This window comes from Streptomyces sp. NPDC055506, from assembly GCF_053643595.1.
Window position 1 is genome coordinate 1 of the sequence record NZ_JBSHKH010000166.1, and the last position, 15,507, is coordinate 15,507.

The 15,507-nt window shown below is 69.3% G+C and carries 10 protein-coding genes; 6 read left to right on the forward strand and 4 right to left on the reverse strand.

The genetic code is table 11. The features are described from left to right. Positions 1-36: 36 nt before the first annotated feature. The 4 genes from ACWIF2_RS36705 to metH form a co-directional block, all read right to left on the reverse strand. On the reverse strand, positions 37-1,620 hold the full coding sequence (locus ACWIF2_RS36705) for an ABC transporter substrate-binding protein (RefSeq protein ID WP_454365479.1): 1,584 nt from the start codon (positions 1,618-1,620) through the stop codon (positions 37-39). 108 nt (positions 1,621-1,728) lie between these two features. Beyond that, positions 1,729-3,333 carry an ABC transporter substrate-binding protein gene (locus ACWIF2_RS36710; RefSeq protein WP_454365481.1) on the reverse strand — a complete coding sequence of 535 codons (1,605 nt, stop codon included), beginning with the start codon at positions 3,331-3,333 and terminating at the stop codon, positions 1,729-1,731. A 408-nt stretch (positions 3,334-3,741) separates the two neighbouring features. After that, positions 3,742-4,443 (reverse strand): HAD family hydrolase, encoded by a 702-nt coding sequence (locus tag ACWIF2_RS36715; protein WP_454365482.1) that lies wholly within the window; start codon positions 4,441-4,443, stop codon positions 3,742-3,744. Between the two features lie 127 nt (positions 4,444-4,570). Then, positions 4,571-8,086, reverse strand: a complete 3,516-nt coding sequence (metH, locus tag ACWIF2_RS36720; RefSeq protein ID WP_454365483.1) for a methionine synthase — start codon at positions 8,084-8,086, stop codon at positions 4,571-4,573. A 316-nt stretch (positions 8,087-8,402) separates the two neighbouring features. On the opposite strand from metH, the gene ACWIF2_RS36725 reads away from it, so the two are divergent. From ACWIF2_RS36725 to ACWIF2_RS36750, 6 genes are all read left to right on the forward strand, one after another. Beyond that, positions 8,403-9,167, forward strand: coding sequence for an IclR family transcriptional regulator (locus ACWIF2_RS36725; protein WP_454365484.1), 765 nt, complete (start codon positions 8,403-8,405; stop codon positions 9,165-9,167). Positions 9,168-9,432: 265 nt separating this feature from the next. Further along, complete coding sequence (locus ACWIF2_RS36730) at positions 9,433-10,227, forward strand: MIP/aquaporin family protein (protein ID WP_454365486.1); 795 nt, start codon at positions 9,433-9,435, stop codon at positions 10,225-10,227. Positions 10,228-10,334: 107 nt separating this feature from the next. After that, positions 10,335-11,873, forward strand: coding sequence for a glycerol kinase GlpK (gene glpK, locus ACWIF2_RS36735; protein ID WP_382497861.1), 1,539 nt, complete (start codon positions 10,335-10,337; stop codon positions 11,871-11,873). A gap of 8 nt (positions 11,874-11,881) precedes the next feature. Next, positions 11,882-13,498 (forward strand): glycerol-3-phosphate dehydrogenase/oxidase, encoded by a 1,617-nt coding sequence (locus ACWIF2_RS36740; protein ID WP_382497862.1) that lies wholly within the window; start codon positions 11,882-11,884, stop codon positions 13,496-13,498. Between the two features lie 121 nt (positions 13,499-13,619). Then, complete coding sequence (locus ACWIF2_RS36745) at positions 13,620-14,291, forward strand: FadR/GntR family transcriptional regulator (RefSeq protein ID WP_184597459.1); 672 nt, start codon at positions 13,620-13,622, stop codon at positions 14,289-14,291. A 157-nt stretch (positions 14,292-14,448) separates the two neighbouring features. Beyond that, positions 14,449-15,471 (forward strand): PAC2 family protein, encoded by a 1,023-nt coding sequence (locus tag ACWIF2_RS36750; protein WP_454365489.1) that lies wholly within the window; start codon positions 14,449-14,451, stop codon positions 15,469-15,471. Positions 15,472-15,507 lie beyond the last annotated feature (36 nt).

Genomic DNA, 15,507 nt, shown 5'->3' on the forward strand with positions numbered 1-15,507 from the left:
GCCGAGGCAGGGGGCGCCCTCTTCGCACGGGGTGCGTCACGCGTCCTTGCTGAGCTCCCAGAAGCGGAACACGGTCGACGCGTCGAGGCAGTACTCCAGTCCGTAGACACCTTCGCGCGCGACCGCGTACTGCTTGGCCTGCCACACCGGCAGGACGGGCAGTTCATCGGCGACGATGTCCTGCAGCTCCCCGAACTCCTTGTCGGTGGAGGCGCGGTTGGTCAGGGCCGCGGTGCTCGGGATGAGCGTGCCGGTGATGGTGTCGTTCTCGTAGTTGTTGCCCAGCACATTGCCCTTGCCGAAGAAGGGGGCCGTGAAGTTGTCGGCGTCCGGGTAGTCGGGCACCCAGCCCTTCACGTAGACGCCGTACTTGCCGGCCGCGATGTCCTTCTCGTACTGGGCGAAGGAGACCGACTTGACGTCCGCGTCGAACAGGCCGCTGGCGTTGAGCTGGCCGGCGATGGCCGTCAACTCCTGGTCGGTGGCGGGGCCGTAGCGGGACGGGGTCGACCAGAGGGTCAGCTTGACCTTGCCGCTGATGCCGTCGGCACGCAGCGCGTCGGCCGCCTTGGACCGGGAGGGGCGGGCGCCGTAGGTGTCGAAGAAGGCCGTGTTGTGGCCCGCGACACCGGCCGGGATGATCGAGTACAGCGGGGTCGCGGTGCCCTGGTAGACGTCCTTGATGAGGGCTTCGCGGTCGAGCAGGTGGGCGATGGCCTTGCGCACGCCGACCTTTCCGGCAACCGGGTCGTCCATGTTGAACACCAGGTGCTGGACCTCGGCGCTGCTGCCCTCGACGACCTCGGTGCCGGTGCCGTCGTCGGCCTTCTCCATGTCGGCGATGTCGCCCGCGGTGAGGCCGCGGTAGGCGATGTCGACGTCCTCGTTCTCGATGGCCTGCTTCAGGGCGGTCTGGTCGCCGTCGAAGAACTTCAGGGTCACGCCGGTGTTGTTCACCTTGGCGGTGCCCTTGTAGTTCTCGTTGACGGAGAAGACGGCCTGGCCGTCGTCGAACGAGTCGAGCTTGTAGGGGCCGGAGCCGACGGCCTGGCCGTCCTTGCGCAGCTTGCCCGCGTCGTACTCGTCGTGGTTGACGATGGAGCCGGCACCGGAGGCGATCTTGCTGGGGAAGGTGGCGTCGGACGTGTTGAGGTGGAAGACGACCGTCTTCTCGTCCGGGGTCTCGACCTCGTCCAGCGTGGGGAACATGATCGCGGGCCCGTCGGGGTCGTTGATCTTCAGCATCCGCTCGAAGGAGAACTTGACGTCCTCCGAGGTGAGGGCGTCACCGTTGCTGAACTTGAGGCCGTCCTTCAGTGTGCACCGGTAGACCGAGCTCTGCGTGTCGGTGAAGGCGCAGCTCTCCGCTGCCTCGGGCTGCGGTTCCGTGGCGCCCTTGGGGAAGCTGAGCAGCGACTGGAAGACGTTGTTGAACAACAGCCAGGAGCCGGGGTCGTAGCCGGAGGCCGGATCGGTGGCCAGGATGTCGTCGGACATCCCCACCACCACGTTGGAGCCCTCCCCCGCGGAGTCCCCGGTCTCCGAGCCGCAGCCGGTCAGCAGGCCGGAGGCGAGCCCCGCCACGACCGGCAGGAGCGGCCACTGCTTGCGTATGTTCACGTGTGTGCCTTGTCGTCGGTTCTCGAGAACACCCGGAGCATGTCCCTGGCTCCGGGGCACGGTTCCCCGGGGGCCGTGGTCACAGGCCCCGGGGTTCCATCGGGTGTGTCAGCCGCTCACGCCTCTGCCGAGCTCCCACAGCTGGAGCGTCGAAGAGGAGTTGAGCGCGTAGGCCGTACCCGTGATGTCGTCGCGCGCGGCGACGTACTGCTTGCCCTGCCACAGCGGCAGCACCGGCACGTCGGAGGCGACGATGTCCTGAATGTCCGTCAGGCTGGTGGAGGCGGACAACCGGTCCGCCTCACGGCGGGACTCCGGGATCAGGGTGTTGCGGATCTGGCTGTTGTCGTACGGCGAGCCAATGGTGTTGTCCCTGTCGAGGAACGGCGCGAGGAAGTTGTCGGCGTCCGGGAAGTCGGGGAACCAGCCCATACCGTAGACGTCGTACTCACCCTTCTTCTCGGCCGGGCGGAAGGTGTCCCACGGCGTTCCCTTGATAGCTACGTCGAACAGGCCGCTGGAGTTCAGCTGGTCGCGCAGGACCTCGAACTCCTGCTTGGTGGCCGGACCGTAGTGGTCGGTCGTGTAGTGCAGCGTCAGCTTCACCGGCGTGTTGATGTTCGCCTGGTTCAGCAGGGAGCGGGCCTTGGTGACGTTGGCGTCGCCGTACTTGTTGAAGAACGAGTTCGAGTGGCCCGTGACGCTGGCCGGGACCAGCGAGTACAGCGGCTCCGCCTGGGAGCCGTAGACCTTGGAGACCAGCTCGCTGCGGTTGACGACCTGGGCCATCGCCTGGCGCACGGCCTTGGACTCGACGGTCGGGGCGTCGGTGTTGAAGCCCAGGTAGCGGATCTCCAGGCCGGGCATCTCGACGAGGTCGATGCCGGTGTCCGCGTCACCCGAGAGCTTGCGGATCTGGTCCGGTGACATGGTGCGGGTCATCAGATCGATGTCGCCCTTGTCGATCGCCTCGCCCATGGCGTCGGTGTCCTTGAAGGAGACCATGTCGACCTTGTCGTTGTTCACCTTCAGGCTCCCCTTGTAGTCGGGGTTCCGGGTGAACTCGGCCCTGACCAGCTCGTCGTTCTCGACGTCGGCCTTGAGGGTGTACGGGCCCGAGCCTTCGAGGTCGAAGCCGTCGCGCAGCTTGTTCTTCGGGTAGTCGTCGGGGTCGACGATGCCGGCGACCGGGGTCGACAGCTTGTACGGGAAGGTGGCGTCGGCGGTCTTCAGATGGAAGATGACGTCCTGGTCGCCCTGCGTCTCGACGGTGTCGATGGTGGACAGCAGCGCGAACACGCCGCTGTCGGCCTTGAGGGAGCGGGCGCGGTCGATGGAGTACTTCACGTCGGACGCGGTGACGGGGTCGCCGTTCGCGAACTTCAGACCGTCGCGCAGGGTGCAGGCGTAGCGCTCGTTGCCCGTGTCGGTGAAGCCGCATCTCTCGGCCGCCTCGGGCACCGGGTCGCCCTCGCCGCGCGGCTGGATCATCAGGGTCTGCACGGTCTGGCGCAGGATGTTCCAGGTGCCGACGTCGTAGGCGTACGCCGGGTCGAGGGGTGCGGGGGCGTCCTTCGAGGCGGTGAACCGGTCCGTGGTGCCGACGACGATCGCGCCGCCGTCGTCGCTCCCGCTGTCGGACCCGCCGCAGGCGGCGAGCACCGGCGCGAGCAGGCCGATCACGGCCGGCAGCACCAAAGTCTTGCGGTTCATGCTCGAGTTTCTCCAGAGCTGTCTACTCCGTGTACCCGGCATGCAGGGGTGGCGCAGCGGATCACGGGGGTGGGGCGATGTTCTCGCAACGAGATTAGTCGGGGCCGGCAGGAAGGTTCGCAGCGACCGGAGTTGAGCCCTCATCACGCTGCGGAACCAGGCGCGGACACACCGAAAACCCGATGGCGGAAGCTTTGGTGCAGCGTTCCACCAATCGGGACACAAGGGCACGTCAACAGCCCCCCACTGCACAAGCCGGACCCGCTGTCGACCCCCGGCTGCGTGGGGAACGTCACACTGCAAACGGGTTCCGGAGTACGGTAATTCGACCGCCCGGAGATCACCCGGAGACGGTCGAATTCATCTGCGAAATTGCCGTCTTAACTCCACTGCACGCTGGGTGAACGGCTAGCGCATTTCCGTCATCAGACCGTGCAGAAATGTCAGGTCGACCTCTTCGAGGGAGGTGACGACCGTACGGCGGAGGGCCGGGGTGATGGGGGCCACGGAGGGCACCGCCACCACCTGGCAGCCCGCGGCCTCGGCGGCGGCGACGCCGGTCGCGGTGTCCTCGATGACGGCGCACCGGGCCGGGTCCGCGCCGAGTCCGGCGGCGGCGGCCAGATACGGGTCGGGGTGGGGCTTGGTGCGCGGCACCTCGTCACCGGCCACCGTCAGACGGAAGTGGTGCGCGCCCAGCGAGGTCAGCACCCGGTCGATGATGCGCCGGTGCGAGGCGGAGACCAGGGCCGTCGGGATCTCGTACTCGTACAGCTCGGCCAGCAGCCGCCCGGCGCCCGGCATCAGCGGCAGGGCGCGGTCGATGCGGTCCTCGAAGCCGTCGTTGAGCAGCACGGTGAGCTCGTCGAGGGTGATGTCGGCGCCGGTGGCCTCGATCAGAAACCCCGCGCTGCGGGTCATCGGGCCGCCGACCACGACATGGCGCCAGGACTCGTCGAGCGTGTGGCCGAGGGAGGCGAAGACCTCGGCCTCGACCTCCCACCAGAAGCCCTCCGTGTCCACCAGGGTGCCGTCCATGTCGAGGAGCACCGCCTGCAGGGCGGAGCCCTCGGCCGTGCGGGTTCCGAGCGCGGGGACCGTACTGGTCATCCACGTACCTCCTTGAGGGACGTTCAGGCCGGCTCCCACGAGGGGAACCGGCCTGCGGTGGACCGACCAGTCTACGTCGTGCGCGGACCAAGCGCCTCTTTTGGCCCGTGTGGCCGGTGGGGCGGCCTCAGCGGGCGTTGAAGTACTTCGCCTCCGGGTGGTGGATCACGATGGCGTCCGTGGACTGCTCGGGGTGCAGCTGGAACTCCTCGGACAGGTGGACGCCGATGCGCTCCGGCTGGAGCAGGTCGGCGATCTTGGCGCGGTCCTCCAGATTGGGGCAGGCGCCGTAGCCGAGGGAGAAGCGGGCGCCCCGGTACTTCAGCTCGAACATGCCCTGCATCTCGTCCGGGTCCTCGCCGGCGTAGCCCAGTTCGGAACGCACGCGCGCGTGCCAGTACTCGGCGAGCGCCTCGGCCAACTGCACGGACAGCCCGTGCAGTTCGAGGTAGTCGCGGTAGGCGTTGGCCTCGAACATCCGGGCGGTCTCCTCGCCGATGCGCGAGCCGACGGTGACGACCTGGAGGCCCACCACGTCGGTCTCGCCGGACTCCTCCGGGCGGAAGAAGTCGGCCAGGCACAGACGGCGGCCCCGGCGCTGGCGCGGGAAGGTGAAGCGGGTGCGCTCGTTGCCCCGGTCGTCCAGGAGGATCAGGTCGTCGTCCTTGGAGACGCACGGGAAGTATCCGTAGACCACGGCCGCCTCCAGCAGGTTCTCCGTCTGGAGCCGGTCCAGCAGGCCGCGCAGCCGGGGCCGGCCCTCGGTCTCGACGAGTTCCTCGTACGAGGGGCCGTCGCCGGTGCGGGCCTGCTTCAGGCCCCACTGGCCCTTGAACAGGGCGCCCTCGTCGAGCCAGCTCGCGTACTCCTTGAGCTGGATGCCCTTGATCACGCGGGTGCCCTGGAAGGGCGGCTCGGGGACGGGGTTGTCGATGGCGACGTCGGAGCGGACGTGCCCCTCCTCGGGACGCTCCTCGACCTCGGCCGCGGCGGTGGCGCGGACGCGGCGCTGCTTCAGCTCGGGCAGCTTCGCTCCCGGCACGCCCCGCTTGACGCCGATCAGGGCGTCCATCAGGCGCAGGCCCTCGAAGGCGTCGCGGGCGTAGCGGACCTCGCCCTCGTAGAGCTCGTGCAGGTCCTGCTCGACGTAGGCCCGGGTGAGGGCGGCGCCGCCGAGGATGACCGGGAAGTTCGCCGCCAGTCCCCGCTGGTTCAGCTCCTCCAGGTTCTCCTTCATGATCACGGTGGACTTGACCAGGAGCCCGGACATGCCGATGACGTCGGCCCGGTGCTCCTCGGCGGCGTCCAGGATCGCGGAGACCGGCTGCTTGATGCCGAGGTTGACGACGTTGTAGCCGTTGTTGGACAGGATGATGTCGACGAGGTTCTTGCCGATGTCGTGCACGTCGCCGCGGACGGTGGCCAGGACGATGGTGCCCTTGCCGGCCTCGTCGGTCTTCTCCATGTGCGGTTCGAGGTGGGCGACGGCCGTCTTCATCACCTCGGCGGACTGGAGGACGAACGGCAGCTGCATCTGGCCGGAGCCGAACAGCTCGCCGACGACCTTCATGCCGTCCAGCAGGATCTCGTTGACGATGTCGAGGGCGGGGCGCTCCTGGAGGGCGTCGTCCAGGTCGGCCTCCAGGCCGTTGCGCTCGCCGTCGATGATGCGCCGCTTCAGGCGCTCGTCCAGCGGCAGGGCGGCCAGTTCCTCGGCCTTGCCGGCCTTGAGGGACTTGGCGGTAGCGCCCTCGAACAGCTGCATGAGCTTCTGGAGGGGGTCGTAGCCCTCGGCGCGACGGTCGTGGATGAGGTCGAGGGCCGTCTGTACCTCTTCCTCGCTGAAGCGCGCGATCGGAAGGATCTTGCTGGCGTGCACGATCGCCGAGTCCAGGCCCGCCTTGACGCATTCGTCGAGGAAGACGGAGTTGAGCAGGATGCGGGCGGCCGGGTTGAGGCCGAAGGAGATGTTGGACAGGCCGAGGGTGGTCTGCACCTTCGGGTGGCGCCGCTTCAGCTCACGGATGCCCTCGATGGTGGCGATGCCGTCCTTGCGGGACTCCTCCTGGCCGGTGCAGATGGTGAAGGTCAGGCAGTCGACGAGGATGTCCTCCTCGTGGATGCCCCAGTTCCCGGTCAGGTCGTCGATGAGCCGTTCGGCGATCTCGACCTTCTTCTCGGCGGTGCGGGCCTGGCCCTCCTCGTCGATGGTCAGCGCGATGAGGGCGGCGCCGTGCTCCTGGGCGAGCCGGGTGACCTTGGCGAAGCGGGACTCGGGGCCGTCGCCGTCCTCGTAGTTCACCGAGTTGATCACCGCGCGGCCGCCGAGCTTCTCCAGTCCGGCCTGGATGACGTCGATCTCGGTGGAGTCCAGCACGATCGGCAGCGTGGAGGCGGTGGCGAAGCGGCCGGCCAGCTCCGCCATGTCGGCGGCGCCGTCCCGGCCGACGTAGTCGACGCACAGGTCGAGCATGTGCGCGCCTTCGCGGATCTGCTCCCGGGCGATCTCCACGCAGTCGTCCCAGCGGGCGTCCAGCATGGCCTCGCGGAACTTCTTCGAGCCGTTGGCGTTGGTGCGCTCGCCGATGGCCAGGTAGGAGGTGTCCTGCCGGAACGGCACGCTCTGGTAGAGGGAGGCGGCGCCCGGCTCGGGCTGCGGGCTGCGCTCGGTCGGGGTGAGGTCCCGGACGCGCTCCACCAGCTGGCGCAGGTGCTCGGGGGTGGTGCCGCAGCAGCCGCCGACCAGGGACAGGCCGTAGTCCTGGACGAAGTTCTGCTGGGCGTCGGCCAGGCCCTCGGCGTCGAGCGGGAAGTGGGCGCCGTCCTTGGTCAGGATCGGCAGACCGGCGTTCGGCATGCACAGCAGCGGGATGCGCGAGTGGCGCGTCAGATAGCGCAGGTGCTCGCTCATCTCGGCGGGGCCGGTGGAGCAGTTCAGGCCGATCATGTCGATGCCGAGGGGCTCCAGCGCGGTCAGCGCCGCGCCGATCTCGGAGCCGAGCAGCATGGTGCCGGTGGTCTCGAAGGCCATCGAGCACAGCAGGGGCACATCGACGCCGGTGGCCTCCATGGCCCGGCGGGCGCCCAGGATGGACGCCTTCGTCTGGAGCAGGTCCTGGGTGGTCTCCACGAGCAGCGCGTCGGCGCCGCCGGCGAGCATGCCCTCCGCGTTGGCCTGGTAGCCGTCGCGGATGGTGGCGTAGGCGACGTGGCCGAGCGTGGGCAGCTTGGTGCCGGGGCCGACGGAGCCGAGCACCCAGCGCGGCCGGCCGTCCCGGGCGGCGTACTCGTCGGCGACCTCGCGGGCGATCCGGGCACCCGCCTCGGACAGCTCGTGCACGCGGTCGGAGATCTCGTACTCCGCCGCGGCCGTGTGGTTGGCGCCGAAGGTGTTGGTCTCGACGCAGTCCACGCCCACCGCGAAGTACGCGTCGTGGACCGAACGGACGATGTCCGGCCGCGTGAGGTTCAGGATCTCGTTGCAGCCCTCGAGATTCTGGAAGTCCTCAAGGGTCGGGTCCTGCGCCTGGAGCATGGTGCCCATGGCTCCGTCGGCCACCACCACACGGGTGGCCAGTGCCTCTCTGAGCGCGGACACACGGGTCCGGCTGTCTGCGGAAGGGGTCAGCGGCAACGAGGCCATGTAAAGGGCTCCCTCGGATGCGACGGCTGTCGGCTTTGCGGCTTCCCGGACATCCGGAGGACATCCGGGGAAGGGCGCACCGCGCCAGCGTAACCGGGAGTCGGCTTGGACGGGCACCGCGTCCACGGGGCGGACGCCGATGGCGCCGAGGCGGCCCTTGTGCGTCCGATGAACCTGGACCCGAACCGCCTGTGACACAACAAATGGCGTCCGGCCATTAGCGAGAGGTCGGCATCGACCGGTAGTGTTCGACATTGCCGAACAAGGGCTGTGGTGCCGCTTGTCGGCGGTCGAAGGGGACGGAGGCAGTACGGCGATGGCACGGAACATCCAGTCGCTCGAACGGGCGGCCGCGATGCTGCGGCTGCTCGGGGGCGGCGAGCGACGGCTCGGCCTGTCGGACATCGCCTCCTCGCTGGGCCTGGCCAAAGGCACCGCCCACGGCATCCTGCGCACGCTCCAGCAGGAGGGCTTCGTGGAGCAGGACGACACCTCCGGGCGCTATCAGCTGGGCGCGGAGCTGCTGCGCCTCGGCACCACCTACCTCGATGTGCACGAACTCCGGGCGCGCGCCCTGGTGTGGGCCGACGACCTGGCCCGTTCCAGCGGCGAGAGCGTCTATCTGGGCGTCCTGCACCAGCAGGGCGTGCTGATCGTGCACCACGTCTTCCGGCCCGACGACAGCCGGCAGGTCCTGGAGATCGGGGCCATGCAGCCGCTGCACTCCACGGCCCTGGGCAAGGTGCTGTCCGCCTACGACCCGGTGGCGCACAGCGAGGCCCTGGAGAACGACCGCAAGGCGTTCACCGACCGGACCGTGTGCGATCCGGAGGACTTCGAGCACCTCCTCGACCTCACACGCGCGCGTGGCTACGCGGCGGACGTCGAGGAGACCTGGGAGGGCGTCGCCTCCCTCGCCGCACCCATCCACGACCGGCGGCGCATGCCCGTCGGCTCGGTCGGCATCACCGGCGCCGTTGAGCGGCTGTGCCGGGAGGGGGAGGTGCGGCCGGAACTGATCGCGGCCGTCCGGGACTGTGCCCGCGCGGTGTCGCGGGACCTGGGCGCCGGGCGGTTCTGACGGGACACAGCGGGACCGGGGCGTCGTACGGCGTTCCGGTCCTCGGCATGTCCGCGATCAGGGGCGTCGGCGATCCACAGAACGGGCAGCGATCAGTAACGATCGTGTTTTCGCCAACAGAGCTCTTGACGTGCTCGTAACCCCGAAGCAAGACTCCCGTCCATCGGTCGACATTGTCGAACAGCTACCGGCAATACGCGCTAGAGTGGGACAACGCCAGGCCGGTATCGAACTTCCCCCTGGACGAAGGACAAAGGAGTCGCGGGTGTCCAGCTCCGACATCTTCATCGGCGAGACCATCGGTACCGCCATACTCATCCTCCTCGGCGGCGGAGTCTGCGCCGCCGTCACACTGAAGGCTTCCAAGGCCCGCAACGCCGGCTGGCTCGCCATCACCTTCGGGTGGGGCTTCGCGGTGCTCACGGCGGTCTACACGACGGCGCCGCTCTCCGGCGCCCATCTGAACCCGGCCGTGACGCTCGCGCTCGCCATCAAGGACGGCGACTGGAAGAACGTCCCGGTCTACTGGGCCGGACAGGTCCTCGGCGCCATGATCGGTGCCGCTCTGGTCTGGATCGCTTACTACGGTCAGTTCCACGCGCACCTCACCGACCGCGAGATCGTCGGCGGTCCGGGTGCGCAGGACACCGCGGCCAAGGCCGTCGAGGCCCAGGAGCAGGGCGCAGGCCCCGTGCTGGGCGTCTTCTCCACCGGCCCCGAGGTCCGGGTCGCCTGGCAGAACCTGGCCACGGAGATCATCGGCACCATCGTGCTGGTGCTCGCCGTGCTCACCCAGGGCCTGAACGACAAGGGCAACGGCCTGGGCACGCTGGGTGCCCTGATCACCGCGCTCGTGGTGGTCTCCATCGGTCTGTCCCTCGGCGGCCCGACGGGATACGCGATCAACCCGGCCCGTGACCTCGGTCCGCGTATCGTGCACGCCCTGCTGCCGCTGCCCAACAAGGGCGGCTCCGACTGGGGCTACGCCTGGATCCCGGTGGCCGGTCCGCTCATCGGCGGGGCCATCGCCGCAGGCATCTACAACGTCGCATTCGCTTAGGAGCAAGTGATCCTCGCGCGGGAGCAGCAGTATTCCCGCGCCTTGCGAAACTCTCAGCACGCGCCGTACGTAAAGCCCCATAAACCCGGAATTACCAGGAGCACACAGTGACCGACGCGCACACCGCCGGCCCCTTCATCGCCGCCATCGACCAGGGCACCACCTCCAGCCGCTGCATCGTCTTCGACCGCGACGGCCGGATCGTGTCCGTCGACCAGAAGGAGCACGAGCAGATCTTCCCGAAGCCGGGCTGGGTCGAGCACAACGCCACCGAGATCTGGACGAACGTCCAGGAGGTCGTCGCCGGGGCCATCGCCAAGGCCGGCATCACCCGCGACGACATCAAGGCCATCGGCATCACCAACCAGCGCGAGACCACCGTGCTGTGGGACAAGAACACCGGTGAGCCCGTCCACAACGCCATCGTCTGGCAGGACACCCGCACCGACGCCCTCTGTCGCGAGCTCGGCCGCAACGTCGGCCAGGACCGCTTCCGCCGCGAGACGGGCCTCCCCCTCGCCTCCTACTTCGCCGGCCCGAAGGCCCGCTGGCTGCTCGAGAACGTCGACGGCCTCCAGGAGCGCGCCGAGGCGGGCGACATCCTCTTCGGCACCATGGACACCTGGGTCATCTGGAACCTGACCGGCGGTGTCGACGGCGGCAAGCACGTCACGGACGTCACCAACGCCTCCCGCACGATGCTCATGAACCTGCACACCATGCAGTGGGACGACAAGATCTGCGAGTCCATCGGCGTCCCGAAGCAGGTCCTGCCCGAGATCCGCTCCTCCGCCGAGGTCTACGGCGAGATCACCGGCGGGAAGCTGGGCGACCTGCTCGGCGGCATCCCGGTCGCCTCCGCGCTCGGCGACCAGCAGGCGGCCCTGTTCGGCCAGACCTGTTTCTCCGAGGGCGAGACCAAGTCGACGTACGGCACCGGCACCTTCATGGTGATGAACACCGGTGACAAGATCATCAACTCCTACAGCGGCCTGCTGACCACCGTCGGCTACAAAATCGGCGACCAGGACACGGTCTACGCCCTGGAGGGCTCGATCGCCGTCACCGGCTCGCTGGTGCAGTGGATGCGCGACCAGATGGGCCTGATCTCCACCGCCGCCGAGATCGAGACCCTCGCCCTGTCGGTCGAGGACAACGGCGGCGCCTACTTCGTGCCGGCCTTCTCCGGCCTGTTCGCCCCGTACTGGCGCTCCGACGCCCGCGGTGTGATCGCCGGCCTGACCCGGTATGTCACCAAGGCGCACCTCGCGCGCGCCGTCCTGGAGGCCACCGCCTGGCAGACGCGTGAGATCGCCGACGCCATGACGAAGGACTCCGGCGTCGAGCTGACCGCCCTCAAGGTCGACGGCGGTATGACCAGCAACAACCTGCTGATGCAGACGCTCTCGGACTTCCTGGACGCCCCCGTGGTGCGCCCGATGGTCGCCGAGACCACCTGCCTCGGCGCCGCCTACGCCGCCGGCCTCGCCGTCGGCTTCTGGAACAGCACCGACGACCTGCGCGCCAACTGGCGCCGGGCCGCCGAGTGGACCCCCCGCATGGACGCGGAAATCCGCGACCGTGAGTACAAGAGCTGGCTCAAGGCCGTCGAGCGGACCATGGGCTGGCTCGAGGACGAGGAGTAAGAAACAGCATGACCACTCAGTCCACCCTGCAGTCCGTGCCTGCCCTGGGGACGCACCCGGCCTCCGGCTCGAACCCGAGCCGAGCCGAGACCAGGGAGCAGCTCGCCAAGGCGTCGTACGACCTTCTCGTGATCGGCGGCGGCATCCTGGGCATCTCCACCGCCTGGCACGCCGCGCAGTCCGGCCTCAGGGTGGCTCTGGTCGACGCCGGCGACTTCGCCGGTGCCACGTCCTCCGCCTCCTCCAAGCTGCTCCACGGCGGTCTGCGCTACCTGCAGACCGGCGCGGTGAAGCTGGTGGCGGAGAACCACTTCGAGCGCCGTGCGGTCTCCCGCCAGGTGGCCCCCCACCTGGCGAACCCGCTCACCTTCTACCTCCCGGTGTACAAGGGCGGGCCGCACGGCGCGGCGAAGCTCGGGGCGGGCGTCTTCGCCTACTCCGCGCTCTCCGCGTTCGGTGACGGCGTCGGGCACCTCCTGTCCCCCGCCAAGGCGGCGCAGGACGTGCCCGAGCTGCGCACCGAGAACCTCAAGGCCGTGGCCGTCTACGGCGACGACCAGATGAACGACGCGCGCATGGCGCTGATGACCGTCCGCGGCGCCGTGGAGGCGGGCGCGGTCGTCCTCAACCACGCCGAGGTGACGGGCCTGCGCTTCACCCAGGGCCGGGTCACGGGCGCCGAGCTGAAGGACCGGCTGTCCGGCGACGAGTTCGGCGTCAGCGCCCGGCTGGTGCTGAACGCGACCGGCCCGTGGGTCGACCACCTGCGCAAGATGGAGGACCCGAAGGCGGCACCGTCCATCCGGCTGTCCAAGGGCGCCCACCTGGTGCTGAAGCGCACCTCCCCCTGGAAGGCCGCGCTCGCCACCCCGATCGACAAGTACCGCATCACCTTCGCCCTCCCCTGGGAGGACATGCTGCTGCTCGGCACCACCGACGAGGAGTTCGAGGGCGACCCGGCGGATGTCTCGGTCACCGAGAAGGACATATCCCAGATCCTCGACGAGGCCGCCTTCTCCGTCCGCGACCAGCAGCTGAGCCGCGACCTCATCACCTACTCGTTCGCGGGCCTGCGGGTGCTGCCGGGCGGCCCCGGCGACACCTCCAAGGCCAAGCGCGAGACGGTCGTGACCGAGGGCAGGGGCGGCATGCTGTCCGTCGCCGGCGGCAAGTGGACCACCTTCCGGCACATCGGCCGCACGATCATGCAGAAGCTGGAGTCGCTGCCGGGCCACCCCCTGGGCGACGACTTCGAGCCGATCAGCTCGCTGCCGAAGAAGCTGCCGCTGCCCGGCATCGCCAACCCGCGCGCGGTCGCCCACCGGCTGCTCACCGACCGCCCGGCGCCGGGCCCCCGCATGGGAGCCGACACCGCCAAGCACCTGGCCACGCACTACGGCTCGCTGGCGTTCGACATCGCCCGCATGGCCAACGACAACCCGGAGCTCGCCGAGCGCGTGCACCCGGACGCCCCGGAGATCTGGGCGCAGGTCGCCTGGGCCCGGGACCACGAGTGGGCCGAGACGCAGGACGACGTGCTGCGGCGCCGGACGACGCTGACGATCCGCGGCCTGGCCACGGACGATGTCCGCGCCAAGGTCCAGGACCTGCTCGACAAGAAGTAGGCGCGATACGGGCCCCGTGCACGAAGGGGCGGCTCCCCGCCGACGGAGCCGCCCCTTCCCCGTGTCCGTGGCCGCATAATGACGTGATACGTCGGAGGTCTTAAGCGACAGGAGGCCGGCCATGGCAGTCACCGACGAGGCGATCGAGAAGATCAAGGGAATGATCGTCTCCGGCGCGCTGCGCCCGGGCGACCGGCTGCCCAAGGAGAGCGAGCTCGCCGCCGACCTCGGCCTGTCCCGCAACTCTCTGCGGGAAGCAGTACGGGCGCTCTCCCTCATCCGGATCCTGGACGTCCGGCAGGGCGACGGCACGTATGTGACGAGCCTCGACCCGCAACTCCTGCTCGAGGCGATGAGCTTCGTCGTGGACTTCCACCGCGACGACACGGTCCTGGAGTTCCTCGCCGTACGCCGCATCCTGGAGCCGGCCGCGACGGCCATGGCGGCGCTGCGGATCAGCGAGCAGCAGCTGGACGCGCTCACGGCCCAGCTGGACAAGCTCGGCGACGCCCCGTCCGTGGAGGATCTCGTCGCCTGCGACCTGGAGTTCCACCGGGGCATCGTGCACAGCTCGGGCAACTCCGTGCTGTGCTCGCTGCTCGACGGGCTGTCCGGCCCCACCACCCGGGCGCGGATCTGGCGCGGCCTCACCCAGGAGGACGCCGTCGCCCGCACCCTGCGCGAGCACCGGGCGATCCTCGCCGCCCTGCGCGACCGGGACGCCGAGGCGGCGCGCTCGTGGGCGACCGTGCACATCGCGAGCGTGGAGCAGTGGCTGCGCTCCACGCTGTGACCCGAGCCTCACGGACAGCTCGGATGAATCCGGGGTGTTCAGGGGTGCGTCGCGGGGCAGTGATGGGGTCACTCCCCCTGCGAGGGGGCTGCGGGCGCCCCCTTGGCACGCCGTAAGGTTGGGGCGTTCGCGAGGGTACGTCGGAAGGAGGCACTGGGTGATCGAGCTCGAGGGGGTTCCCGAGCTGGTCGACCCGGTCATGGTGGCCGCGTTCGAGGGCTGGAACGATGCCGGCGACGCCGCCTCCACCGCGGTCGCGCATCTGGACAGGGAATGGAAGGGCGAGGTGTTCGCGGCGCTGGACGCCGAGGACTACTACGACTTCCAGGTGAACCGCCCCACGGTGTTCATGGAAGCGGGCGTCCGCAAGATCACCTGGCCGACGACACGGCTGTCGGTGGTCCGGGTCGGCGGGGACAAGCCGCGCGATCTCGTTCTCGTGCGGGGCATCGAACCGTCCATGCGGTGGCGCTCGTTCTGCAACGAACTGCTGGGCTTCGCGCACGAACTGGGGGTGGAACTGGTGGTCGTCCTGGGCGCCCTGCTCGGCGACACCCCGCACACGCGTCCGGTTCCGATCAGCGGGACGACGTCCGACGCCGACCTGGCCCGCCGGATGGACCTGGAGGAGACCAAGTACGAGGGCCCCACGGGCATCGTGGGCGTCCTCCAGGAGGCGTGCACGCACGCGGGCGTACCGGCCGTCTCGCTGTGGGCGGCGGTGCCGCACTATGTGTCGCAGCCGCCCAACCCGAAGGCCACGCTGGCTCTCCTGAACCGCCTGGAGGACCTGATCGACGTGCGCATCCCGCTCGGCGAGCTGCCCGAGGACGCGCGCGCCTGGCAGGTGGGCGTGGACCAGCTGGCCGCCGAGGACAGCGAGGTCGCCGAGTACGTCCAGTCGCTGGAGGAGGCCCGGGACACCGCCGAGCTGCCGGAGGCCTCGGGCGAGGCCATCGCGCGTGAGTTCGAGCGCTATCTGAGACGCCGGGACGGTGGCGGACCGACCGCCTCCGGTGGACACGCGACGGCGGACGGCAGCGACAGCACATCGTATCTGCGGGACGGTCCCAGCGGCCGTACTCGACCGCCGAAGCCGCCCAAGGCGGGCGCGGACGACGGGGAGTCCCCGTCCCAGCCAAAGCCGGGCACGGACGACGAGGAGTCGTCGGAGGACTGAGGCACGCACGCACCGTCAGAGGGGGCGTCTCCCGGC

Excerpts from the sequence above, each read along its gene's own strand:
- ACWIF2_RS36715 (WP_454365482.1), bottom strand. The coding sequence starts at position 4,443 with ATGACCAGTACGGTCCCCGCGCTCGGAACCCGCACGGCCGAGGGCTCC.
- metH (WP_454365483.1), bottom strand. The coding sequence starts at position 8,086 with ATGGCCTCGTTGCCGCTGACCCCTTCCGCAGACAGCCGGACCCGTGTG.
- ACWIF2_RS36740 (WP_382497862.1), top strand. The coding sequence starts at position 11,882 with ATGACCACTCAGTCCACCCTGCAGTCCGTGCCTGCCCTGGGGACGCAC.
- ACWIF2_RS36725 (WP_454365484.1), top strand. The coding sequence starts at position 8,403 with ATGGCACGGAACATCCAGTCGCTCGAACGGGCGGCCGCGATGCTGCGG.
- ACWIF2_RS36710 (WP_454365481.1), bottom strand. The coding sequence starts at position 3,333 with ATGAACCGCAAGACTTTGGTGCTGCCGGCCGTGATCGGCCTGCTCGCG.
- ACWIF2_RS36745 (WP_184597459.1), top strand. The coding sequence starts at position 13,620 with ATGGCAGTCACCGACGAGGCGATCGAGAAGATCAAGGGAATGATCGTC.